Here is a 22,211-nt window from a genome sequence, read left to right as displayed (position 1 = left end):
ACCACCCGGCCGACCGCGCCCCGGGATTTCGCCGGCGGTCCCGCCGGGCGGAGGGGGCCTTGTCGAGCGGGGGCGGGCGCACCTCACCTGTTGGCCAGAACCCGTTGGCAGATGGCGTTCCGGCCACTGGCCGCCGTCCCCGCACCGCAGCAGGATCGATCCCATGATCACCACTCCCCCGCTGCTGACCGAGCCGTTCGCCCGCGCGACGCTGGACTTCCTGCGCGCCTCGGTGTCCCCGGCCGTGGTCAACCACAGCATCCGCGCCTACGCCTACGCCGAGTTCCTGGTCGACCGGTGGGACGCCCGCGGGCACGAGGAGTACGACGCCAGGGCGGTGTTCTTCGCCGCGGTCCTGCACGACCTCGGCCTGAGCGCCGCCGGCGGCCGACGACCGGACCGGTTCGAGGTCGCGGGAGCGGACCTCGCCGCCGAGCACCTCCGCGACCACGACGTCGACGCCGGCACGACGGACCTGGTGTGGGAGGCCATCGCCCTGCACACCTCCATCGGCATCGCAGACCGCCGCGGCCTGCTGTGCCGCCTGGTCGCCGCCGGCACGGCGCTGGACTTCGGCGTGGACCCCGAGGCGGTCACCGACGAGGTGGCCGCCGACCTCCACACCCGCTACCCGCGCCTGAACACCGCGACGGCCCTGCACACCGCGATCGTCGGGCAGGCTCGGGCGCTCCCCACCAAGGCCCCGGTCGGTTCACTGGCCAGGTACCTGGTGAGGACCGAGGACCTGGGCGCGCCGACCGACATCCCGATGCGCTGGGACGACTGAGCCGCGCGGTGGCGCGGTCCCCCGAGTACGTCCTGTGCGACCGGTTCGACGTCCTGATCGACACGGTCCCCGTCCCCCACGACATCACCGCCGACATCGAGCTCCTCCCGTCCGCCAGGGTGGCCGAAGCCCTCGAACGCCTCGCGAGCGCGGACGGCGGCCCGCGCGGACCACCGGGTCGCGCGGGCCGCCGTCACGCGGATCAGTAGTGGGCCCAGATGGTGAAGCTGCGCATCGTCGTCGACCCGGGGCAGACGGCCACCGCGGAAGACCCGAACCGGGTCACGCCGCTGCTGTGGAAGCTGCCGTCGCTGCACCACACCGAGACCGAGAAGCCGGACGCGCCGCCGCCGAACTGGTGGCAGTCGACCCACACGGTGGAGTTCCGGCCGGGGTAGTACTCCCAGGAGCAGCCGATCGACGTGGTCTCGACCTTGCCCTTGGCGGGGGTGAGCGGCGGCACCGGCAGGGTCGCCACCTCCCGCTGCACCGCCGCCGCCGACGCCTGCGCGCCCACCGCGCCGAACCCGGCCAACGCCAGGACCGCGAACACCACCGTCACCACTCTTTGAACGGTTCCCGACACTGAGTCCCACCCTCTCGAAGAAGTCCGTGAAGCCCGAGTGGGACCAAGGATCACCCCCGGTCAGGTTTCCCGGAACAACCGACACTCGATCAGAGCAGGACCCCCGCAGCCCCGGCCCGCGCACACCGAATCCCTTGCCACGGAACGTGTATCAGGCCCGGTCGACCGGCATCCGTCTCCGTCACGACGGGGTGGGCGGGCCGCGGCGGCACGGCGTCGGCCACCCCGTTGGCCCGAGGTCACCCGGCCGGCACGAGCGGTTCGCGCCGCCGCGAACGGGGCGCCTACTCCGGGCGCTGCCACCTCGGGTCGTGGGCGGGCGGCGTGATCCGGGCGGCGGGCGGTCCCGGGACGTCGACCGGGACCAACCCGACGGACGTGGGCGAGACGAACTCGGGCGGCGTGACGAAGCCGGGCGTGGACTGCCAGGCGTCGATCCCGCGCACGACGATCACCGCCAGCGCGGCGGCGGCCACCGAGAGCAGCGCCACCACCCCGAGCAGCGCCGCGCCGTCGGCGAAATCGGCCGCCGACTCGCCGCGGGCGAGCACCCGGTCCGCGATCCGGTCGACCACCTGGTAGGCGATGAACAGGCCCCACCACCAGTTGACCTCGGACTGGCCGCGACCGCGCTCGTGCGGGGGCAGGCCGACCTGCCGGACGTCCGCCACCACCCGACGCGGGATCCAGAAGCTGACGATCGGCAGCCAGCCCCAGATCACCCAGCGCCTGGCGTGCTGGTGGGCGTCCGGCGCGACCAGGTCGGCGTTGGCGCGGACCCGCCACACCCACATCACGAACACGACGCCCGCGACGAGGTACAGGGCGGCGTTGCCCAGGTCGAGCAAGTCGGTCGTGGCCAGCGTGCGATCGAGCTCGGCCTCCCCGACCCGGCCGGCGGTGTAGTCCCGCAGCACGCCGTGCACGCGCCACACCCACCCGGCCATGATCAGGTCGGACAAGGCGGTCAACGCCACCAGCACGGAGAACGCGACCCCGAGGCCACGTGCGGATCGGAACACGGAATCTCCACTCAGAGGGTCCCCCGACCCGGAGCGGAGCCTACGTGACACCCCCTCGACCGCAGAACCGTTTCCGCTCGGGTCCGCGGCGACTTGTCGTGCAGACCCGCCGGTGGGCTCTTAGTGTCGACGCAGGCGAGTCGCGGAGGTGGGATGAGAAGCCAGTACGAGTACTTGGCCGTGCTGGCCGCGTGCCTGCTCGTCACGGTGCCGTTGGAATGGGTGGGCCGCGGTGTGTACCGCCGCGGGACGGACGTGGTCCGGGCGGTCGTGCCGGTGCTGCTGGTGCTGGCCGTGTGGGACGTGGTGGCGATCGTGCGCGGGCACTGGAGCTTCCACCGCGACGGCACGACGGGCGTGGTGCTGGCCGGTGTCCTGCCGATCGAAGAGGTGTTGTTCTTCGTGGCCATCCCGCTGTGCGCGCTGCTGACCTACGAGGCCGTCGGTCGATTGTTGCGCGATGGCTAGGGAGTACCTGCTGGCCGCGGTGACCGCGGCGGTCCTGGTGGTGTCGTGGGAGCTGTTGGTGCTGCGCACGGGCCTGTTCCGACGCCGCGCCTACTGGGTCACGATGGCGATCGTGCTCGCCTTCCAGGTCCCGGTGGACGGGTGGTTGACCAAGCTCGACGCGCCGATCGTGCTGTACGCGGACTGGGCCATCAGCGGTGTGCGGGCGCCGTGGGACATCCCGGTCGAGGACTTCCTGTACGGGTTCGCGATGGTGACCGCGGTGCTGCTGCTGTGGGAGCGGAGGAGGAGAGCGCATGACACGGCTGAGCGCCGCTGAGGTGCCGGGGTCGTTCGACGACGCGGCGGAGGACTACGACCGGCTGGTCGGCCTGAACCCCGGTTACCACCGGGCGTTGCGGACCTCGGCGCGGGCGCTCGGCCTGCGGGGGACCGGGGCCGGGCAACGCGTGCTCGACCTGGGCTGCGGCACGGGCGCGTCGACCGCGGCGCTGCTGGCCGTGGCGCCGGACGTGGAGGTCGTCGCGGTGGACGCGTCCGCCGGGATGCTCGCGCGGGCACGGGCCAAGCGGTGGCCGGACACCGTCACGTTCGTGCACAGCCGCGTCGAGGACCTGGACGCGCACGGGCCGTTCGACGCGGTGTTCGCCGCCTACCTCGTGCGCAACCTGCCCGATCCCGACCCCACGCTGCGGGTCGTGCGCGGGCTGCTGGCGCCGGGTGCGCGCTTGGTGCTGCACGAGTACTCGGTGCGCGACTCACCGCTGAGCACCGCGATCTGGACCGCGATGTGCGGGCTCGTCGTCGTGCCGGCCGGGTGGCTGCTCACCGGCGACCGCTCGCTCTACACCTACCTGTGGCGCAGCGTGCTGCGGTTCGACGGTGCGAGCGCGCTGCGCGACCGGCTGCGGCGCGAGGGGTTCGTCGGCGTGCGCAGCCGCCCGGTGCCCGGGTGGCAGCTCGGCGTGGTGCACACCTTCCTCGGGCGAGCGCCGGAACGGGAGCGGTCGTGATCCCCCGCGACCGCAGGGCGGTGCGCGTCGCCGCGCCCGCCGGACGCGCCCGGTTCGGCGGGGACGCGCCGACGGTGGTCGTGGTCGGCGCGGGCATCGCGGGGCTGGCCGCCGCGACGATCCTGGCCGAGCGCGGCGCGCGGGTCGTGGTGTGCGAGCGCGAGCACCACCTCGGCGGTCGGGTGGGCGGGTGGCCGACCACGCTCGCCGACGGCAGCGAGGTCACGATGACCCGCGGCTTCCACGCGTTCTTCCGGCAGTACTACAACCTGCGCGCGTTGCTGCGCCGGGTCGACCCCGGTGGTCGGGCGCTGGTGGCCATGCCCGACTACCCGTTGTGGCACACCGGCGGACACCGGGACGGGTTCGCCGGGCTGCCGACGACCTTGCCGTGGAACGCGTTGGCCTTCCTTCGCCGCAGCCCGACGTTCCGGTGGTCCGACCTGCCGTCGGTGGACGCGCGGGCGGCGTTGCCGCTGCTGGACGTGTCGGTGCCGGAGGTCTACCGGGAGCTCGACGGGCTGGACGCGGCGACCTACCTGGAGCGGATCCGCTTCCCCCGGCCCGCGCACGCGCTGGCGTTCGAGGTGTTCTCGCGCAGCTTCTTCGCCCACCCGAGCCGCATGTCGGCGGCCGAGCTGGCGGTGATGTTCCACATCTACTTCCTCGGCTCGGCGGAGGGCCTGCTGTTCGACGTGGCGGCCGACCCGTTCCCGCACGGCCTGTGGGAACCGCTCGGCCGTCACCTCGCCGAGCTGGGCGCCACCGTGCGGCGAGGTGTCGAGGTGCGGTCGGTGGCGCCCGGCGGGTCCAGGCGGTTCGCGGTGGACGTGGCCGGTGACGTGCTCGACGCGGACGCCGTCGTGCTGGCCGCCGACGTCCCCGGCCTGCGCCGGGTCGTCGCGGCGTCACCCCGGCTGGGCGACGCCGCGTGGCGCGAGCGGATCGCGGACCTGCGGACGGCGCCGCCGTTCCTGGTGTCGCGGTACTGGCTCGACCGGCCGGTGGACCCGGACCGGCCGGGTTTCCTCGGCACCAGCGGTTACGGCCTGCTGGACAACGTGAGCGTGCTGGACCACTACGAGCACGAGGCGCGGGCGTGGGCCGCGCGGACCGGCGGTTCCGTGGTGGAGCTGCACGGGTACGCGCTGCCGCCCGACGAGCCCGATCCCCGCACCCGGCTGTGGGAGCAGCTCACCGAGGTCTACCCGGAGACCAAGCGGGCGGGTGTCGTGGACGAGCGCCACGAGCTGCGGGCCGACTGCCCGCTGTTCCCCGCCGGCGGGTTCGCCCGCCGACCCGCCGTGACCACCCCGGACGACTACCTCGTGCTGGCGGGCGACCTGGTGCGGATCGACCTGCCGGTGGCGCTGATGGAACGCGCGGCCACCACGGGGTTCGACGCGGCGAACCGGCTGCTGGGCCGGTGGGGCGTCGCCGGGACGGAGCTGTGGAGCGTGCCCACGGCGGGTCGGGGGCCGGTGCTGCGCGCCGTCGCCCGCCGGTGGGGCCGGACGCCGGTGGGCGGAGACCCGGACCGGACCTGACCCGGCCCTGGTGAGCCGCCCGCGCCGATCACGTGCCCCATCACCGCGCCGAGCGCCCGGTCCGCCTCGGGCAGCGCGGAGCCCGCCGCTTCGAACAGGGCCGGCACCCGCTCGTTGAGGCGCACCACGTTCGGACCCGGGTACGCCGGTCCGGCCCGGAACCGACGCGATCCACGCGTGCCGCATCGGCACCGTCCGCGCGCTCTCGGCGCAGGTTGCCGTCCCACGCGAGTGGGCTCACCTGCGACTTCACCCACGACACCGGACGCGGTGACCGGTGACCGGCTGACCGGGGTCAGCCGCGGCTCAGGTCCACGACCAGGCGGACGGCGTCGGTCAGCGTGGCCGGCCGCCGCACGGACGCGGGCAGCGCGAGCCCCGCCCAACCGGGGCCGGCGGCCACCAGCACGGCCTCGGTGCCCCGGCGCAGCTCCTCGATCGGCACGGCGGCGGCGAAGTCGACGTGGTGGGCCCAGATCACGACCGCGGCCGGGCGCAGGCGCTCCAGCGCGTCGCGCAACGCCGTCGGCGGCACCCGCGCGCCGAGGCCGCGCCACAGGCAGTCCTCTTCGGACAGCGCGGCGCCGAGCGCTTCCAGCGCCAGTGTGTGCTGCTCGTCGGGCGCGCACGACAGCAACGCGGTCAGCACGCCCTCGCGGTCCGGGTAGGGCACGGCGCGCAGCGCGTGCAGCAGGCCGGCGCTGGCCAGGTGCTCGACCTCGACCCCGGCGCCGCGCCGGTGCACGCGGTCGCCCAGCTCGGCGAGGAACGGCGCGAGCACCGCCTGCCAGGCCGCCACGACACCGTGCGCGGCGATCAGCTCGGCCGCCAGCCGGCGCACCTGCGGCTCGTCGAGCCGGTCGGCGGCGGTCATGAACCCCCGGCGGACGGACCGGGCCGTGTCGGCGGTGAGCACGGGCCTGGCAGGTCGCGGTGACGCCGGGACCTGTTCCCGCGACCGCCGTGCCGCGTCGGCGGGTGCGACGCCTTGCGCGGTCAGCGCCACCATCCGCCGCAACCGGTCGACCTCGTCGTCGCGGTAGCGGCGGTGACCGCCCGCGGTGCGTTCGGAGGGGCCCAGCCCGTAGCGCTGGTCCCACGTGCGCAGCGTGGTCGGTGAGATGCCGAGCATCGCCGCGACCGCGCGGGGTGTCCAGCTCATCGACCACAAGCTCACTTCCTGGCGCGTTCGGAGAGCATAGCCCGCAGTTCGCTCTCGCCCAGGCCGCCCCAGATGCCGAACGTCTCGTGCACTTCGAGGGCGTGCTCGCGGCACTGGCGCATCACCGGGCAGCGCCGGCAGATCGACTTGGCCATGGCTTCGCGCTGCTCACGGGCGGAGCCGCGCTCGTTGGGCGTGTGGAAGAAGTAGGTGCTGTCCATGCCGCGGCACAGACCGGAGAGCTGCCAGTCCCAGGACTCGGCGACGGGGCGGGGCAGGCGGGAGAGCTCGGGCATGGCGCGCGTCCTTCGCGAGTCGACGACGATGACGGCTCCATCGTAAAATCGACTCAAAACCGATTCAACTCGGGGTGCCTCAGCCGGGCAGCGCACCCTTCGACCGGAGGGCGTACCGGCGCTCGGCGTAGGCGAGGTCGTCGCGCCACAGCCGCGCGGCGGTCCACCGCATCGCCGGCCGGATTACCGGTGCCACCCTGTTGACCAGCGCGAACCCACGTCGGTCGGACTGCGCGATGGTGGCCTCGACCACGGCTGTGCGGCCCTCGCCCAGCGGCGTGGCGTGGGTTTCGACCACGCTGCCCTCGCCCTCGCCGGAGACGATCCGCATCACCACCGTGCGCGGTTCGGGGCAGGTGAACTCGGCGGTCACCGGCACGCCGAACCTGCCGACGACCCGGAACGTCACCTCGACCAGGAACCGGTCCAGCTCCTCGGTGGGCGTCTCCAGCACCCGGAGGTTCGCGAACGAGTAGGGGTGGAACCACGCGCCGTGCCACGGGTCGAGCCGGTTCGCGATCACGTCCTCGGGCTCGCACCGGCCGATCAGCGTGGCGACCGCGTCGAGCGCCTTGCCCGCCGGCCGCTCGGGCAGCACCGGCTCGGGCAGCGGGTCCTCGCCGCCCACGTCGTCCAGGCGCACCCAGGCGAGCACGCCGTCGTCGTGCGCGGGGTACGGGCTCCACCCGCCGAACCGCCCGCCGCCCAGCGCGAGCCCGTGCCAGCGGCAGACCAGCTCGCCGCCGACGACCGCGCCGTCGCACAGCGGCGCGCCCAGGTGCGGGCACGACCCGGGACCGGCCACCAGCACGTCACCCGGCCCGCGCCAGAGCACCACCTCGCGACCGGCGACGGTCCGGCCGAACGGCTTGCCCGGCACGACGTCGCGGCTCGCGCCGACCACGAACCAGTTGCCGGAGGGCCGGGCGGTGGCGCGTTTCAGCGCCGCCTCGATGAGCGCGGGCTTCGCGTCCCGCCAGGTCGGTTCCTGCTTCGACCAGGGCGGGCTGGTGAACGCGCGCAGCGGCAGGCGGTCGGGCATGTCTCTCCTCCGGTGATCAGGCCGTGCGGGCGAGCACGGCCCTGGCGAACGCGGGCAGCGCGACCGCGAGCCGTCGGCCGTTCGACACCGCGACGCGTCGGGACAGCACGTCGTAGTCCGCTTCCTCGACCAGGTCGAGGATGCGGCCGTAGAGCCGGTAGGCGGTGCTCACGCACGGCCGCGACCGGGGCGCGAGCATCGCGATGCCCGGCAGCGCCCGCGCGTAGACCTGGCGCGTGCGGTGGACCTGGTCGCGCAACGCCGCCCGGACCCGGTCGTCGACCCGGCCGGCGGCGCGGACCCACGACAGCCGGTCCCGGTCGACGCCGAACGCCGCCAGCTCGTCGGCGGGCAGGTACACCCGGTCGCGGTCGAGGTCCTCGCCGATGTCGCGGATGAAGTTGGTGAGCTGGAAGGCGATCCCCAGCGCGGCGGCGGCGGGCTCCGCCTCCTCCCTCGGCACGACCGTCCCGAGCACCGGCAGCACCTGCAGGCCGATCACCGCCGCCGAACCGTGCACGTACCGCATCAGCTCGGCGCGGGTCGCGTAGTCGGTGACGGTCAGGTCCATCCGCATGGACGCCATGAAGTCGCGGAAGTGCGCGGTGGGGATGTCGTACCGGCGCACGGTGTCCGACAACGCCGTGACGACGGGGTCCGTGCCCGTGCCCGTGCCGTGGTCCAGCGCGGCGTCGAGGTCGGCCTGGACCGCCGCGAGGCCCTCGACCTTGCGCGGCAACCCGCTGTCGAGGTCGTCGACGACGTCGTCCACGCGACGGGCGAACCCGTACAGCCCGTGGATCGCGGGCCGCTGCTCCGGGCTGAGCATCCTCGTCGCCAGGAAGTAGGTCCGGCCGTGCTCGGCGTTGAGCGCACGGCACCGGCGATAGGCGTCGCGCAGCCGCGGTTCGGTGATGCCCGCGGCATCCAGTTCCCGGTCTGCGGACATGTGTGGGCGTTCCCTCCGCGATGGCACCTCCTCACGCTAGGTCGGCCCGCGCCGCTCCGCACAACCAGTGCCGCTCGTTGTGCGGCGCGGGTGCCGCGCTGCTTAGCTCGATCCACTGAGTCCCGAACCCCACCACGCGAGGGAGCGACGATGTCGCTGTTGGCCGGCGTCGGCACCCGCACGCCCACTCCCCCGGCGCCCGACTCGTTCGCGGCGCGGTTCGCCGGCGAGCTGGACGACTTCTTCCGCACCCGCCCGGAGGTCGACGCCGCGCGGGAGCTGGCCGAGGAGGTCCGCGAGCTGGTGCTCGCCGGCGGCAAGCGGATCCGACCCGCGTTCGCGTGGTGGGGTTGGCGTGCCGCGGGCGGCGAGGTGCGCGGCGACACGGCGGAGGCCGTCGTGCGCGCGCTGGTGGCGTTGGAGCTATTGCAGTGCTGCGCGCTGGTGCACGACGACGTGATGGACCGCTCGGCGACCCGGCGCGGCAGGCCGGCCGTGCACGAGGCGTTCGCGGCGCGGCACCGGCGGTCGCGGTGGTCCGGCAGCGCCCGCCGCTTCGGCGACTCCACCGCGATCCTGACCGGCGACCTCGCGCTGGCGTGGGCGGACGACGCGCTCGTCACCGCCGGGCTGCCCGCCGACGCGTTGCAGCGCGCGTGGCGGCCGTGGCAGCGGATGCGGACGGAGATGATGGCCGGTCAGCACCTCGACCTGCTCGCGACCGCGGGCCGGGACGAGTCGTTGGAGGGCGCGTTGCGCGTCGCGGCGCTGAAGACCGCCGCGTACACCGTCGAACGCCCGCTGCACCTCGGCGCCGCGCTCGCGGGCGCGGCGCCCGACGTGGTCGAGTGCCTGCGGGTGTTCGGCCGCGACATCGGCGTGGCGTTCCAGCTGCGCGACGACCTGATCGGCATGTTCGGCGACCCGGCGGTGACCGGCAAACCCGTCGGCGAGGACCTGCGCGAGGGCAAGCGCACCCCGTTGATGGCGATCGCCATCGCCCGGGCCACCGCGGCGGGGGACCACTCGGCGGCGCGGACGCTGCTGCGCTGCCTCGACGGCGTGGACGTGACGGACGGGACCGTGGCCGCCGTACGGGAGCTGCTGGTCCACCACGGCGCCGCGGAGGCCGTCGAGGAGCACATCGAGGCGCTGGCCGCGAGCGGTCTCGCCGCGCTCGACCGGGCGGCCGTCGACGAGGTCGCCCGCACGCACCTGAGGCAGCTGGCGGCCAAGGCCGTCCGCCGCCGCGACTGACGGGGGAACGCGATGACGCACGTGGTGAAGGGCCGCACCGACTCGGTCGTCGTGGTCGGCGCGGGACTGTCCGGCCTGTCCGCCGCGCTGCACCTGCGCGGGGCCGGGCACGAGGTGACGGTGCTGGAGCGGCACGGCCACCCCGGCGGCTTGGCGGGCAGGCTGGACGTGGCCGGGCACCTCATCGACACCGGGCCGACCGTGCTGACCATGCCGGAGCTGCTGGAGGACGCGTTCGCGGCGGTGGGCGCACGGCTCGCCGACCACCTCGACCTGGTGCCGCTGCACCCGGCCTACCGCGCCGAGTTCGCCGACGGCAGCGCGCTCGACGTGCACACCGACGCCGACGCGATGGGCCAGGCGGTCGCCGGGTTCGCCGGTGACCGCGAGGCCGAGGGCTACCGCGAGCTCCGCGCCTGGCTGACCCGGCTGTACCGGGTCGAGCGCGACCGGTTCATCGGCGCGAGCTTCGACTCGCCGCTCGACCTGCTCGGCCGCGACCTCGTCACCCTCGCCCGGCTCGGCGGCTTCGGCTCGCTGTCCCGGGCGGTGGGCCGGTTCCTGCGCGACGACCGGCTCCGCCGGGTCTTCACGTTCCAGGCCCTGTACGCCGGGGTGTCCCCCACCGACGCGCTCGCCGCGTACGCCGTCATCGCCTACATGGACACGATCGCCGGCGTCTGGTTCCCGCGCGGCGGCATGCGCGCGGTCCCGCAGGCCCTCGCCGACGCCGCGGTCGAGGCGGGGGTCCGGTTCCACTACGACACCGAGGTGGTCTCGCTCGACCGCACCGGCTCCCGGGTGACCGCCGTCCTGACCGGGGACGGCCGCGTCCCCTGTGACGCCGTCGTGCTCGCCACGGGTCCCGCCCAGAGCACGCGGCTGCTGCGCGGCGAACCCCGCCGCCCGCGTCCGCTGCGGTGGTCGCCGTCCGCGGTGGTGGTGCACCTCGGCGCCCGGCGGGTGGTCGAGGGCGCCGCCCACCACACCATCTCGTTCGGCTCCGCGTGGGAGGCCACGTTCGACGAGATCATCCGCCAGGGCCGTCTCATGGGCGACCCGTCGCTGCTGCTCACCACCCCGACCGTCACCGACCCCGGGCTGGCGCCGGCGGGGCGGCACCTCCAGTACGCGCTCGCGCCGTGCCCGAACCTGGACGCCGCGCCGATCAGGTGGGACGTCGTCGGGCCCCGCTACGCCGCGGAGGTCGTGGACGAGCTCGTCGCCCGCAAGCTGGTGGACCCGGACGTCGAGATCCTGTCCGTGACGACGCCGGACGACTGGGCCCGGGACGGCCAGGCCGCCGGCACCCCGTTCTCGGCGGCGCACACCTTCGCCCAGACGGGTCCGTTCCGGCCGCGCAACCTCCCGTTCCGCGACGGCAACGTGGTGCTGGCCGGCAGCGGCACCACGCCGGGCGTCGGCATCCCGCCGGTGCTCATCTCCGGCCGGCTGGCCGCCGAACGGCTGCGGCGGCGGTGAGAGAGCGGTGACCGGGTCAGTCCTTGAGGGGGTCGTGCCCCCAGTTCATCAGCGAGTAGCGCCACCTCGTGTGCTCCACGTCCCCGTCCGGGCGTTGCGCGAGGTGGCGGTGGACGTACCCGACGACCTTGCGCATGTGCGCGTGGTCGTCGTCGGTCAACTCGTTCTTCCTAGTCCGCAGCAGTGCCACGATCCGCCTGCCGGACTCGTGCCCGACCGACTCGCCGCCGTCGGACTGGCCGACGGACCGGGACTCGTCGGTCTCCAACCACCGCGCCAACTCGGTCGCCGTCATGTTGACGGCGTCCGCGAACTCGTCGCTCACGAGTCGTCCCCCAGCGCGGACGGCTTGTGCACCGCGTCCTTGCCGCTCTTGTCGCTGCGCACGCGGTACTGCGGCTCTTCCTCCGACGCGCGCACCCGCCTGCCCGCGGCCTCGGTGTCCTCGGTGATCTCCTCGACCACCTCGCCGTGCACCACCTGCCCGTGGCTGGACCACGTCACCTCGTCGCCCTCGCGCACCCTCTTCTCGCCCATGGGCCGAGTCTGAGCGGCTGCGCCGGGTGACGCACGACGGGTCGTGCGGATCGGACGCCCGGCACGCCCACGTTCACCCGGTGGGGTGGTCGTCCGCCGCCGGAGGTGTGTCGGACAGGGCGCCGAGCAGGTCCGTGAGCAGGTGGCGGTCGTCGGCGCGCAGCCGGCCCGTGAAGGGCGCGAGGGCCGAGCGGACCTCCACCTCCAACCGCTCCGCGAGGTCGCGCCCCGCCGGGGTGATGAGCACGTCGACCACCCGGCGGTCCTCCGGCGACTTGCCCCGGGCCACGAGACCCCGGCGCTCGGCCCGTTCGACGAGACCGGACATCGTGGACTTGTCCAGCCCCAGGAACGCCGCCAGGTCGGTCATCCGCGGTCGGCGGTCGCGCAGGATGCCGAGCAGCCGCAGCTGGGTGAGGGACAGGTCGTGCTCCGCGCCGACGCGGGTGAGCACGGCCATCACCCGGAAGGACGTCCGGACGAGGGCGTCCTCAAGCGCGTCGTCAGGGCTCATGCCGCGATCCTACGCAGCATTGTTCGCACTACAAACCAAACCGCGATGACGGAGGTCATCGCGGCCGGCACGGCGTTCCGGGTCGACAGGGGTCAGGGAGCGGAGCGGAGGAGGTCGAGGATGACGTCCGGGTCCTGGGCGCCCGCCACACCCCGGTTGCCCACCACGTAGGTCGGGACGGAGCGGACGCCGATGGCCACGCCTTCGTCCAGTTCCGCGCGCAGGCGGGTGGCCAGGGCGTCGGCGGCCAGGGCGTCGGCGGCTCCGGTCAGGCCCGTCTCCGCGGCGAGGCGGACCAGGGTCCCGTGGTCGCCCAGGTCCTCGCCCTCGACGAAGTGGGCGCGGAGGAAGCGCTCCTTGACCTCGTGCTGGAGGTCCTGGTCACGGGCCAGCGAGACGAGGCGGTGGGCGTCGAAGGTGTTCGCGGCGATGGCCTTCGGCATCGCGTAGCGCAAGCCCTCGGACTCCGCCGCCGCCGTCGAGCGGAGCATCGCCTGGTCCGCGAGGTCCTCGCTGCCCAACTTGCCCGCCAGCACCTCGCGCACGGCCGCACCCGTGCTCTTGAGCCGGGGGTTCAGCTCGAACGGCCGCCACACCACCTCGACCGGCTCGCCGTCCCACCGGTCCAACGCCCGTTCCAGCTTCCGCTTCCCGATGTAGCACCACGGGCACACCACGTCGGACCACACGTCTAGTCGCACGGTGCGGTCAACGTGCCGCGCACAGTGCTTGTTCCCGCTTCCCCGACCGACGGGAACGATCACGACCGACGCTGTCGGTGGTCGTTGGTACGTTCCCCGGCACGGGTTCGGGGTGGATCACGACGAGGGGACGCCGGTGGCAGAGGTGGCATTGCGGTCGGTCGAGGATTCGGACCTCGACGCGTTGTTCGACCAGATGCGGGACCCGGAGTCGGTCCGGATGGCCGCCTTCACCGCCGAGGACCCCGACGACCGCGCGGCGTTCGACCTCCACCTGGCGAAGATCAGGGCCGCCCCCGACACCACGCTGCGCGCGGTGACCCTCGACGGGCGGTTCGTCGGCACCATCTCCAGCTTCGTGGTGGAGGGCGACACCGAGATCACCTACTGGCTCGACCGTTCCGCGTGGGGCCGGGGCGTCGCCGGCCGGGCGCTGGCCCTGTTCCTCGACGCGGTCGAGGTCCGACCCCTGCACGCCCGCGCGGCCAGTGACAACCTCGGATCGCTCCGAGTGCTGCGACGGGCGGGTTTCGCGGTCGTCGGCACCGAGGTCTCCTACGCGTCCGCCCGGAAGGCGGAGATCGAGGAAACCGTCCTGCGCCTCGACTGACGTCCCGATCGCCGGGAAAAGGGACGAGCCCGGCCGATCGGCCGGGCTCGTCGGGTGCGGCGGGGATCAGGCCAGGTCGAACCGGTCGAGCTCCATGACCTTGGTCCAGGCCGCCACGAAGTCGGCCACGAACTTCTCGCGGGCGTCCTCGCCGGCGTAGACCTCCGCCAGCGCCCGCAGCTGGGAGTTGGACCCGAAGACGAGGTCGACCGAGGTGGCGGTCCACTTCAGCTCGTCGGTGGCCGCGTCCCGGATCTCGTACACGTGCTCCTCGGACTCCGACGCCTGCCACCGGGTGCCCGGCGACAGCAGGTTGGCGAAGAAGTCGTTGGTGAGCACGCCGGGCCGGTCGGTGAGGACGCCGTGCCGGGAGCCGTTGACGTTCGCCTCGAGGGAGCGCAAGCCGCCGATGAGGACGGTCATCTCCGGCGCCGTCAGGTCGAGCATGTAGGCGCGGTCGACGAGCAGCACCTCCGGCTGGAGCTTCTCGCCGGCGCGCACGTAGTTGCGGAACCCGTCGGCGCGCGGCTCCAGGAACCGGAACGACTCGACGTCGGTCTGCTCCTGGTCGGCGTCGGTGCGGCCTGGGCGGAACGGCACGGTCACCTCGAACCCGGCGTCGCGCGCCGCGTTCTCGACGGCGGCCGAGCCGGCCAGCACGATCAGGTCGGCGAGGGAGATCTGCGCGCCGCCCGCGGCGTTGAAGTCCCGCTGGATGCCTTCGAGGGTCTCCAGGACCTTCGCGAGCTGCTCGGGCTGGTTGACCTCCCAGCCGCGCTGGGGTTCGAGGCGGATGCGGGCGCCGTTCGCGCCGCCGCGCTTGTCCGTGGACCGGAAGCTCGCGGCGGAGGCCCAGGCGGTGGTGACCAGCTGGGCGGTCGTCAGGCCCGAGTCGGAGATCCTCGCCTTGAGGGCGTCGACGTCCGCGTCACCCACGAGCTCGTGCGTGACGGCCGGCACCGGGTCCTGCCACAGCTGGGCCTCCGGGACCCACGGCCCCAGGAAGCGGCTGACCGGGCCCATGTCGCGGTGCAGCAGCTTGTACCACGCCTTGGCGAACGCCAGCGCGAACTCGTCGGGGTTCTCCAGGAAGCGGCGGGAGATCTTCTCGTACGCCGGGTCCACGCGCAGCGACAGGTCCGTCGTGAGCATGGTCGGCTTGTGCTTCTTCGACGGGTCGTGGGCGTCCGGGATGATCGCCTCGGCGTCCTTGGCGACCCACTGCTTGGCGCCGCCCGGGCTCGTGGTGAGCTCCCACTCGTAGCCGAACAGGATCTCGAAGAAGCGGTTGCTCCACTGCGTCGGGCGGTCGGTCCACGTCACCTCGAGACCGCTGGTGATCGTGTCGGCGCCCTTGCCGCTGCCGTGGGTGCTCAGCCAGCCCAGGCCCTGCGCCTCCAGCGGCGCGCCCTCGGGCTCCGCGCCCACGTGGTCGTCGGCGACACCGGCGCCGTGGGTCTTGCCGAAGGTGTGGCCACCGGCGATGAGGGCCACGGTCTCCTCGTCGTTCATCGCCATCCGGCCGAAGGTCTCCCGGATGAAGTGCGCCGCCGCCAGGGGGTCCGCGTTGCCGCGGGGACCCTCCGGGTTGACGTAGATGAGGCCCATCTCGGTCGCGCCGACCTCGGGCGCCATCTCGGACTCGCTGACGTAGCGCTCGTCACCCAGCCAGGCGTCCTCCGGGCCCCAGAAGATCTCCTCCGGCTCCCAGACGTCCTCGCGGCCGAAGCCGAAGCCGAAGGTCTTGAAGCCCATCGACTCCAGGGCGACGTTGCCGGCGAGCACGAGCAGGTCGGCCCACGAGACCTGCTGGCCGTACTTCTGCTTGACCGGCCACAGCAGACGCCGCGCCTTGTCCAGGTTGGCGTTGTCGGGCCAGCTGTTGAGCGGGGCGAAGCGCTGGCCGCCGTCGCCGGCGCCACCGCGGCCGTCATGGGTGCGGTAGGTGCCCGCGGCGTGCCAGCTCATCCGGATCATCAGGCCGCCGTAGTGGCCGAAGTCGGCGGGCCACCAGTCCTGCGAGGTGGTGAGCACCTCCGTGATGTCGCGCTTGAGGGCCTCGACGTCGAGCTTGGCGAACTGCCGGGCGTAGCTGAAGTCCGCGCCCAGCGGGTTGCTCTTCGTCGAGTGGGCGTGCAGCACGGACAGGTCGAGCTGGTTGGGCCACCAATCCCGGTTGGTGCGCGGGCGGCCGCCCGTCTTCGGGGTCGGTGAGTCGATCGCCGGGTTCTCGCTCTCGCTGCCGTGCGCGGTCGCCGAGTCGTGCGCGACCGGGCAGCCGACCGCGGCCTTCTGGTCCACGCCCTGCGCGCTTGAGGGGGGCGTCTTCCCGAGGTCGCTCAATTTACTTCCTTCCAGCGGGTGGTTCAGTGGCGGTGTTCTGGGTCGAGCAGTCGGGGCAGGTGCCCCAAAAGACGACCTCGGCCTCGTCGACGACGTAGCCGCCGTCGTCCGAGGCGGTGAGACAGGGGCTGTGGCCGACGGCGCAGTCGACGTCCGCGATCGCGCCACAGGAACGGCACACGACGTGGTGGTGGTTGTCGCCCACCCGCGACTCGTAGCGGGCCGTCGCGCCGGCGGGCTGGATGCGCCGCACCAGGCCGGTGTCGGTCAGCGCCCGCAGCACGTCGTAGACGGCCTGGTGGGACACCGTCGGGTGGCCGGCCCGGACCAACGTGATCACCGTCTCGGTGTCGACGTGCGGGTGGTCGCGCAGCGCGGCGAGCACGGCCAACCGCGGCCGGGTCACCCGCAGCGAGACCGACCGCAGCTGCGCCTCGAAGTCGGTTGTCACCCCACGACCCTAGACGCCTTGTCTGGAACGAATCAAAATAGCCTTCGTCACACCGAACTGCGAGCACTGCGCGTAGTTCCTCGACTACGCACCAGAACCGGGGTGGCGCACGGGCGTTCGCCGTTGTCCCGGAGTGGCCGGGCTCCGACCACAGTGGACAGATCGGCGCGAAGCGCCCGGGGTCGTCCCGGGCCGGTGCTAGTTTGCCCGGATGAGCCTCCTCGATGACGTGGCCGAGCGCGACGGCTGGCGGTGCTGGGTGTGCGACGAGCCGGTCGACCCCGACATGTCGGTGAACGACCCGCGAGGACCCAGCGTCGACAGCCGGACCGCCGACCGGAAGGCCAAGCTCGCCGAACGGCTCGCGCACCGCGGGTGCAACACCCGCAAGGGCGCGGTCAAGGTGGTCATCGCCTGGCCGGACCGCCTGCACGTGGCCGACCCCGCGCCGCTGATCACCGTCGCCGGGCGGCTGGAGCGCAAGGGTGGCCGCGAGGTGGTGGCGCGGTGCCCGACCAGGAAGGACGCGCAGGAGGCGGCCGAGTGGCTCGCGGACCGGTTCTCCCGGTTGACGCCGGACCTGCCGGTGACCGCCGGTGTCGAGGCGGGCGGCGGCCAGTTCCTCGTCGTCCTGACCACCGGCCGCCGCTGATCCCGCCGCTACCTGCCGGGGTGAAAACGCGTCCCGGGTGGGTGAAAGGGGTCGTCACGTGACGTCCGCGTGAGCGTGGTGGTGCCAGATTGGGCCGGGTTGTGCGACGACCGCGAGACGGGGCGGCCCCCGGGCCGGCGCGCGCTCGGCGGCGGCTGAGTCCGTTGGTGGCGCCGGGGGTCTGGTCTGATCTGGTCTGGTCGACGACGACGAATCGCGGTCCTGCCGCACGGAAGTGTCGAACGACCACACGCAGATCGGGATGATGCCGGATGAGGTTGCTGCACACCATTCTGGACGAGGCGGTGTCGGCCGCTCCGGACGCCGCGGCCGTCCGGGACGGCGACGGGGCCTGGACGTACGCGCGGCTCGGGGAGGTCGGCGACGCCCTGGCGCAGTGGCTGCGCGAGCGGGGCGTGACGGCGGGGGATCGCGTCGTCGCGCACGCGCGCCCGTCACGGCACCTGGTCGCCCTCTTGTACGCGACGTCGCGCGTCGGCGCGGCCTTCGTGCCCCTCAACCCCGAGATGCAGGCGTTCCACCTGCGTTCCGTGCTGGACAACGCCGACCCGGCGTTGGTCGTCGCCGACGACGACGCGCGGCTGCGACCGCTGACGTCGGCGCCGGTGTGCGGCACGGGGGCGTTGCGGCGCGGCGCCGAGGAGACCGCCCGCCGCGGTGGGCGTGCCGACCGGCCCGGCGGCGTCACGCCGGACGACGTCGCGCTGTTGGTGTACACCTCGGGCAGCACGGCCACCCCGAAGGCCGTGGTGTCGCCGCACGCCCAGGTGGTGTTCGCGGCCTCGGCCATCAACGACGTGCTCGGCTACCGGCCGGGTGACGTCGTCTACTCGACGCTGCCCCTGTCCTTCGACTACGGGCTGTACCAGGCGCTGCTGTGCTGCCTCGGCCGGTGCGAGCTGGTGCTGGGCGACGGCGCGGATCTCACCGCGATCCGGCGGATGCGTGACGTGGGCGCCACCGTGGTGCCGGTGGTCCCCTCGCTCGCGACCGTGCTCACGGCGCTGGCCGGCCGCGACCCCGGCGACCCGCCACCGGTGCGCCTGATCACCAGCACCGGCGCGGTCCTGCCGCGCGCGACGATCGACGCGCTGCGCCGGTCCTTCCCCTCGGCACGGGTGGTGCGCCAGTTCGGCCAGACGGAGTGCAAGCGGATCACCATCATGCCGCCCGAGCGGGACCGCGAGCGCCCGGACTCGGTCGGCCTGCCGCTGCCCGGGACGACGGTGCTCGTCGTCGACGCCGACGGCGAGCCGCTGCCCGCCGGGCAGACCGGCGAGATCGTCGTGGCGGGACCGCACGTGATGCGGGGGTACTGGCGGGAGCCCGAGCTGACCGCACGCGTGTTCCGACACGACCCGGCCACCGGCTCACCACGCCTGCACACCGGGGACTACGGCCACCTGGACGACGACGGTCACCTCTACTTCGAGGGTCGCCGGGACGCCGTGTTCAAGCGCCGGGGAACCCGGATGAGCACGATCGAGATCGAGGCCGCGGCGATGGACGTGCCCGGCGTCCGCGCCGCGGCCGTCCTGCGCCCGACCGCCGACCGCGACCTCACCCTGTTCGTGGACAGCGACCTGTCCCCGCAGGCCGTGCTCCGCGAGCTGGCGGCCCGCCTCGAACCGGCCAAGGTGCCCGCGACCTGCCACCGCGTCGCGGACTTCCCGCTCACCCCGCACGGCAAGCACGCGACGGCGGAGCTGGCGCTGCTCGTGGACAGGATGCCGAAGTGACGGACCACCGCTCGTTGGCCGCGCGTTTCGGCACCCCCCTCTACGTCTACGACCTCGACGACGTCGCCGCCGCGCACGACGCGCTGCGCGCCGCGCTGCCGGACCCGTGCGAGCTCTTCTACGCGTTCAAGGCCAACCCGCACCCGGACGTCGCCCGCGCGCTGCGCGAGGGCCCCGATCGCGCGTGCGGCGCCGAGATCAGCTCGACCGGCGAGCTGGCCGCCGCACGCGCGGCCGGGTACCCGACCTCGTCGTGCCTGTACACCGGACCGGGCAAGACCCGCGCCGAGCTCGCGGAAGCCGTCGCCGGCGGGGTGCGGCTGTTCTCCGCCGAGTCCGAGACCGACCTGCGACGCATCGGCGCGGCGGCGGACGAGCACCACGTGGTGGTGGACTGCCTGCTGCGCGTCAACAGCACCGCGTCGGGCTCGGCCACCGGCGTGCGGATGACCGGCGTCCCCTCGCGGTTCGGCATCGACGCCGAGACGCTCCCGGACCTGCTCCCCCGTCTGCTCGGCGTGCCGGGCACGCGGGTGATCGGCGCGCACTTCTTCCCGCTCAGCAACGCCGACGACGAGCAGAGCCTGGTGGACGAGTTCCGGCGGACGGTCGAGGTCGCCGCACGGCTGCGCGACGAAGCCGGTCTGCCCCTGCGGTTCCTCGACCTCGGCGGCGGCTTCGCGGCGCCCTACGGAGTGCCGGGCGACCGGCCGGGCTACCCGAAGCTGCGCGCCGAGCTGGAGGAGGCACTGGACCTGCACCTGCCGGACTGGCGGGGCGGGCAGCCGCGGCTGGCGTTCGAGTCCGGCCGCCACCTGGTCGGCGGCAGCGGCGCGCTGGTGTCCGAGGTGATCGACGTCAAGCACAGCCGGGGGCAGACGTTCGTCGTGCTCGACGTCGGCATCAACGCCTTCGGCGGGCTGTCCGGCCTGGGCCGGCTGCTGCCCACCTCGGTGCGCCCCGTCGAGAGCGGTCGCGGGTCGATGGTCGCCACCCTCACCGGACCGCTGTGCACCCCCGGCGACCTGCTGGGTCGTGACCTGACCCTGCCGGAGCTGGCGGTCGGCGACGTGGTGACGATCCCCAACGCGGGCGCCTACGGCTTGACCGCGAGCCTCCTGCGGTTCCTGGGCAGGCAGGCCGCGGCCGAGGTCGTCGTCCGAGGCGACACCGTGGTCTCGGTGTCCCGACTGGAGCACCACCGCGACTACACCGTGGCAGGACCCTCGGCGCACCCGCCCGCCTCGCCGTGACGACCGGGTCGGAGGCGAACCGCCCGGAACCGGTCAGCGCCGCGGCTCAGTCCGGCACCACGACGGCCCGGCTGCGCCCGGTGTGGGCCCACGCCTCACCGACCCGGCTCAGCGGGTACGCGGTGTAGGGCACTCGCAGGGAACCGTCGGCGAACCGGGCCATGACCTCGGGCGCGGCGGCGAGCATCCGCTCGACGGGCACCGAGCCGGCGCCGCTGCCGCTGATCCGGATCCGCCGGCCGCGCAGCAGGTCGCCGGGCAGCGACGCCTCCGGACCCGCGAGCGAGCCGATCTGCACGTAGGCCGTGTCCGCCTCGGTGTCCGCGCCGCCCCGACCCAGCGCGGCGAAGGCGGCCTCGGCGACCGGTCCCCACAGGTAGTCCAGCACGAGGCCGGGCGCCGTCCCGGCGAGCGCGCCCGCCAGGGCCTCCGCCAAGGCGTCCGGCCCGTCCTGGACCAGCGACACGATCGTCGCCCCCGCACCGCGCAACCGTTCCAGCGCCTCCGGATCACGCCCGGCGGCGATGACCCGGTCCGCACCGAGCGCCAGCGCCCCCTGCACCGCCAGGCTGCCCGACATCCCGGTCGCGCCCAGCACCAGCACGGTGCCCAGCGCGCCCGTTTCCGCGCGTCGCGAGGTGAGGACCAGCCAGCCCGACAGGCCGGGGTTCATGCCCGCGGCGATCGCGAGCGGATCCGCGCCCGCCGGCACCTCCGCCTGGAACGGGGCGAGCAGCCGCTCGGCCATCGTGCCGAACGGTGGACGCGCGTACCCGGTGTAGACCAGGCGCCCGTCACCGGTGCGGGCGACCGCGTCGATCCCCGGCACCAGCGGGTACGTCATCCGACCGTGGTAGTGCCGGCCGGAGGCCAGCCCGCGCACGATGTTGTGCAGGCCTGCGCCGACCAGGTGCAACGGCTCCTGACCAGGCAGGACCGCCGGCTCGGGGACGTCACCGCAGACGGGTGGCGCATCGGGGTTCGTGACGATCGCGGCGCGCATCAGCATCTCCTTAACTAAGTTCAGTGATGCCTCCAGCGTCCTTGAACATTGTTAAGCTGTCAACCATGGCCAAGGGCATCAGCCGGGAGCGGATCGTGGCGGCAGCGCTCGAACTCCTCGACGACAAGGGGATGGACGGCCTCACCGTCCGCGCGCTCGCCACCCGGCTCGACGTCCGGGCGCCCGCCCTGTACTGGCACGTGCGCGACAAGCAGGAACTGCTGGACGAGATGGCCACCGAGGTCATGCGCCGGGTCACCGGCGCCCTCGCGGCGATCCCGCCCGGCGCGGGCTGGCGCGACGACCTCGCCGCCTACGCCCACGTCCTGCGCGCCGAGTACCTGCTCCACCGCGACGGCGCCCGCACCTTCAGCGGCACGCGGCTCACCGACCCGGACGTGGTCCGCTTGAAGGAGCCGTGGTTCGAGCGGTGGACGGCGGCCGGCTGGACGGCCGCCGACGCCGACGACGCCGTCGATGTGGTCACCGCGTTCGTCGTCGGCTTCGTCATCGAGGAACAGGAACGGCGACAGGCCGCCGAGACCGATCCGACGCGGCACTCGGTCGCCCTGCTGGAAGCTTGGCTGGGCGAAGGCGCGGCGCTGGTCAAGGAGGCCGGGCGCCTCCACGACGACGGCGACCGGCGGTTCGACCGGCATCTCGGCATCGTGCTGGACGGGCTGGCGGCCAGGTAGGGCGGTTGAGGCGTCCACGCGACCGGATCACCGTCCTCGAACGGCGACGGAGTGTCGGACCCCCTGCGTACAGTCCCCGGA

General features: G+C 73.7%; 26 protein-coding genes. 13 read left to right on the top strand and 13 right to left on the bottom strand.

All coding sequences use genetic code 11. The features are described 5' to 3' along the window. Positions 1–163 precede the first annotated feature (163 nt). Together ACQPYE_RS10615 and ACQPYE_RS10610 are read left to right on the top strand one after the other, a co-directional pair. Positions 164–787 carry an HD domain-containing protein gene (locus ACQPYE_RS10615; protein WP_498720885.1) on the top strand — a complete coding sequence of 208 codons (624 nt, stop codon included), beginning with the start codon at positions 164–166 and terminating at the stop codon, positions 785–787. An 8-nt stretch (positions 788–795) separates the two neighbouring features. Continuing rightward, positions 796–996, top strand: coding sequence for a hypothetical protein (locus tag ACQPYE_RS10610; RefSeq protein ID WP_498720884.1), 201 nt, complete (start codon positions 796–798; stop codon positions 994–996). Here the strand turns inward: ACQPYE_RS10610 and ACQPYE_RS10605 are convergent. Both ACQPYE_RS10605 and ACQPYE_RS10600 read right to left on the bottom strand, forming a co-directional pair. Further along, positions 990–1,352 (bottom strand): hypothetical protein, encoded by a 363-nt coding sequence (locus ACQPYE_RS10605; RefSeq protein ID WP_498720882.1) that lies wholly within the window; start codon positions 1,350–1,352, stop codon positions 990–992. The genes ACQPYE_RS10610 and ACQPYE_RS10605 overlap by 7 nt on opposite strands. A 305-nt stretch (positions 1,353–1,657) precedes the next feature. After that, the gene (locus ACQPYE_RS10600; RefSeq protein WP_498720881.1) at positions 1,658–2,395 is read right to left on the bottom strand and encodes a DUF4328 domain-containing protein; all 738 of its coding nucleotides are present in this window, start codon (positions 2,393–2,395) and stop codon (positions 1,658–1,660) included. A 153-nt stretch (positions 2,396–2,548) separates the two neighbouring features. Here ACQPYE_RS10600 and ACQPYE_RS10595 point away from each other — a divergent pair, with 153 nt between their 5' ends. Genes ACQPYE_RS10595 through ACQPYE_RS10580 form a run of 4 tightly spaced genes read left to right on the top strand, consistent with a single transcriptional unit; the run spans position 2,549 to position 5,423 of the window. After that, entirely contained in the window at positions 2,549–2,863 is a 315-nt protein-coding gene (locus tag ACQPYE_RS10595; protein ID WP_498720880.1) for a lycopene cyclase domain-containing protein, read from the top strand. Then, positions 2,856–3,182 (top strand): lycopene cyclase domain-containing protein, encoded by a 327-nt coding sequence (locus ACQPYE_RS10590; protein WP_498720879.1) that lies wholly within the window; start codon positions 2,856–2,858, stop codon positions 3,180–3,182. The genes ACQPYE_RS10595 and ACQPYE_RS10590 overlap by 8 nt, the downstream gene beginning before the upstream one ends. Next, a complete protein-coding gene (locus ACQPYE_RS10585) occupies positions 3,160–3,876 on the top strand; it encodes a class I SAM-dependent methyltransferase (RefSeq protein ID WP_498720878.1) in 717 nt (238 codons plus the stop codon). The genes ACQPYE_RS10590 and ACQPYE_RS10585 overlap by 23 nt, the downstream gene beginning before the upstream one ends. Next, the gene (locus ACQPYE_RS10580; protein ID WP_498722876.1) at positions 3,876–5,423 is read left to right on the top strand and encodes an FAD-dependent oxidoreductase; all 1,548 of its coding nucleotides are present in this window, start codon (positions 3,876–3,878) and stop codon (positions 5,421–5,423) included. Before ACQPYE_RS10585 ends, ACQPYE_RS10580 begins: the two co-directional genes overlap by 1 nt. Positions 5,424–5,718: 295 nt before the next feature. On the opposite strand, the gene ACQPYE_RS10575 is transcribed toward ACQPYE_RS10580, so the two are convergent. From ACQPYE_RS10575 to ACQPYE_RS10560, 4 genes are all read right to left on the bottom strand, one after another. Next, entirely contained in the window at positions 5,719–6,585 is an 867-nt protein-coding gene (locus tag ACQPYE_RS10575) for a MerR family transcriptional regulator (RefSeq protein ID WP_498720876.1), read from the bottom strand. Positions 6,586–6,596: 11 nt separating this feature from the next. Beyond that, positions 6,597–6,881, bottom strand: a complete 285-nt coding sequence (locus tag ACQPYE_RS10570) for a WhiB family transcriptional regulator (RefSeq protein WP_498720875.1) — start codon at positions 6,879–6,881, stop codon at positions 6,597–6,599. A 79-nt stretch (positions 6,882–6,960) separates the two neighbouring features. After that, entirely contained in the window at positions 6,961–7,923 is a 963-nt protein-coding gene (locus ACQPYE_RS10565; protein ID WP_498720874.1) for a Rieske (2Fe-2S) protein, read from the bottom strand. Positions 7,924–7,939: 16 nt separating this feature from the next. Beyond that, positions 7,940–8,872: a phytoene/squalene synthase family protein gene (locus ACQPYE_RS10560; protein WP_498720873.1), complete on the bottom strand. Its 933-nt coding sequence runs from the start codon at positions 8,870–8,872 to the stop codon at positions 7,940–7,942. 150 nt (positions 8,873–9,022) lie between these two features. On the opposite strand from ACQPYE_RS10560, the gene ACQPYE_RS10555 reads away from it, so the two are divergent. Both ACQPYE_RS10555 and crtI read left to right on the top strand, forming a co-directional pair. Beyond that, positions 9,023–10,129 carry a polyprenyl synthetase family protein gene (locus tag ACQPYE_RS10555; RefSeq protein ID WP_498720872.1) on the top strand — a complete coding sequence of 369 codons (1,107 nt, stop codon included), beginning with the start codon at positions 9,023–9,025 and terminating at the stop codon, positions 10,127–10,129. Between the two features lie 12 nt (positions 10,130–10,141). Beyond that, positions 10,142–11,611 (top strand): phytoene desaturase family protein, encoded by a 1,470-nt coding sequence (gene crtI, locus ACQPYE_RS10550; protein WP_498720870.1) that lies wholly within the window; start codon positions 10,142–10,144, stop codon positions 11,609–11,611. A 16-nt stretch (positions 11,612–11,627) separates the two neighbouring features. Here the strand turns inward: crtI and ACQPYE_RS10545 are convergent, their stop codons facing one another. The 4 genes from ACQPYE_RS10545 to ACQPYE_RS10530 form a co-directional block, all read right to left on the bottom strand. After that, the gene (locus ACQPYE_RS10545; RefSeq protein WP_498720869.1) at positions 11,628–11,936 is read right to left on the bottom strand and encodes a DUF3140 domain-containing protein; all 309 of its coding nucleotides are present in this window, start codon (positions 11,934–11,936) and stop codon (positions 11,628–11,630) included. Further along, positions 11,933–12,148 (bottom strand): hypervirulence associated TUDOR domain-containing protein, encoded by a 216-nt coding sequence (locus ACQPYE_RS10540; protein ID WP_498720868.1) that lies wholly within the window; start codon positions 12,146–12,148, stop codon positions 11,933–11,935. Before ACQPYE_RS10540 ends, ACQPYE_RS10545 begins: the two co-directional genes overlap by 4 nt. A gap of 73 nt (positions 12,149–12,221) precedes the next feature. Further along, on the bottom strand, positions 12,222–12,662 hold the full coding sequence (locus tag ACQPYE_RS10535; protein WP_498720867.1) for a MarR family winged helix-turn-helix transcriptional regulator: 441 nt from the start codon (positions 12,660–12,662) through the stop codon (positions 12,222–12,224). Between the two features lie 92 nt (positions 12,663–12,754). Then, on the bottom strand, positions 12,755–13,363 hold the full coding sequence (locus tag ACQPYE_RS10530; protein WP_498720866.1) for a DsbA family oxidoreductase: 609 nt from the start codon (positions 13,361–13,363) through the stop codon (positions 12,755–12,757). 136 nt (positions 13,364–13,499) lie between these two features. Here ACQPYE_RS10530 and ACQPYE_RS10525 point away from each other — a divergent pair, with 136 nt between their 5' ends. Next, positions 13,500–13,973, top strand: coding sequence for a GNAT family N-acetyltransferase (locus ACQPYE_RS10525; RefSeq protein WP_498720865.1), 474 nt, complete (start codon positions 13,500–13,502; stop codon positions 13,971–13,973). Between the two features lie 66 nt (positions 13,974–14,039). Here the strand turns inward: ACQPYE_RS10525 and katG are convergent, their stop codons facing one another. Together katG and ACQPYE_RS10515 are read right to left on the bottom strand one after the other, a co-directional pair. Beyond that, a complete protein-coding gene (gene katG / locus ACQPYE_RS10520) occupies positions 14,040–16,316 on the bottom strand; it encodes a catalase/peroxidase HPI (protein WP_498720864.1) in 2,277 nt (758 codons plus the stop codon). Between the two features lies 1 nt (position 16,317). Next, on the bottom strand, positions 16,318–16,767 hold the full coding sequence (locus tag ACQPYE_RS10515; protein ID WP_498720863.1) for a Fur family transcriptional regulator: 450 nt from the start codon (positions 16,765–16,767) through the stop codon (positions 16,318–16,320). Between the two features lie 211 nt (positions 16,768–16,978). Here ACQPYE_RS10515 and ACQPYE_RS10510 point away from each other — a divergent pair, with 211 nt between their 5' ends. The 3 genes from ACQPYE_RS10510 (at position 16,979) to ACQPYE_RS10500 (ending at position 20,432) form a co-directional block, all read left to right on the top strand. After that, positions 16,979–17,419: a hypothetical protein gene (locus ACQPYE_RS10510; protein WP_498720862.1), complete on the top strand. Its 441-nt coding sequence runs from the start codon at positions 16,979–16,981 to the stop codon at positions 17,417–17,419. A gap of 272 nt (positions 17,420–17,691) precedes the next feature. Next, entirely contained in the window at positions 17,692–19,179 is a 1,488-nt protein-coding gene (locus tag ACQPYE_RS10505) for an AMP-binding protein (protein WP_498720861.1), read from the top strand. Next, positions 19,176–20,432, top strand: a complete 1,257-nt coding sequence (locus ACQPYE_RS10500) for an alanine racemase (protein ID WP_498720860.1) — start codon at positions 19,176–19,178, stop codon at positions 20,430–20,432. Before ACQPYE_RS10505 ends, ACQPYE_RS10500 begins: the two co-directional genes overlap by 4 nt. 46 nt (positions 20,433–20,478) lie before the next feature. Here ACQPYE_RS10500 and ACQPYE_RS10495 read toward each other — a convergent pair whose 3' ends face one another. Next, a complete protein-coding gene (locus ACQPYE_RS10495; protein ID WP_498720858.1) occupies positions 20,479–21,435 on the bottom strand; it encodes a quinone oxidoreductase family protein in 957 nt (318 codons plus the stop codon). A gap of 65 nt (positions 21,436–21,500) precedes the next feature. Here ACQPYE_RS10495 and ACQPYE_RS10490 point away from each other — a divergent pair, with 65 nt between their 5' ends. Further along, positions 21,501–22,130 carry a TetR/AcrR family transcriptional regulator C-terminal domain-containing protein gene (locus tag ACQPYE_RS10490; RefSeq protein ID WP_498720857.1) on the top strand — a complete coding sequence of 210 codons (630 nt, stop codon included), beginning with the start codon at positions 21,501–21,503 and terminating at the stop codon, positions 22,128–22,130. The last annotated feature ends 81 nt before the right edge of the window (positions 22,131–22,211 follow it).

The organism is Actinosynnema sp. CA-299493 (genome assembly GCF_050946825.1).
Classification (GTDB): Bacteria; Actinomycetota; Actinomycetes; order Mycobacteriales; family Pseudonocardiaceae; genus Actinosynnema.
This window is presented reverse-complemented; position numbering and strand designations above follow the sequence as displayed.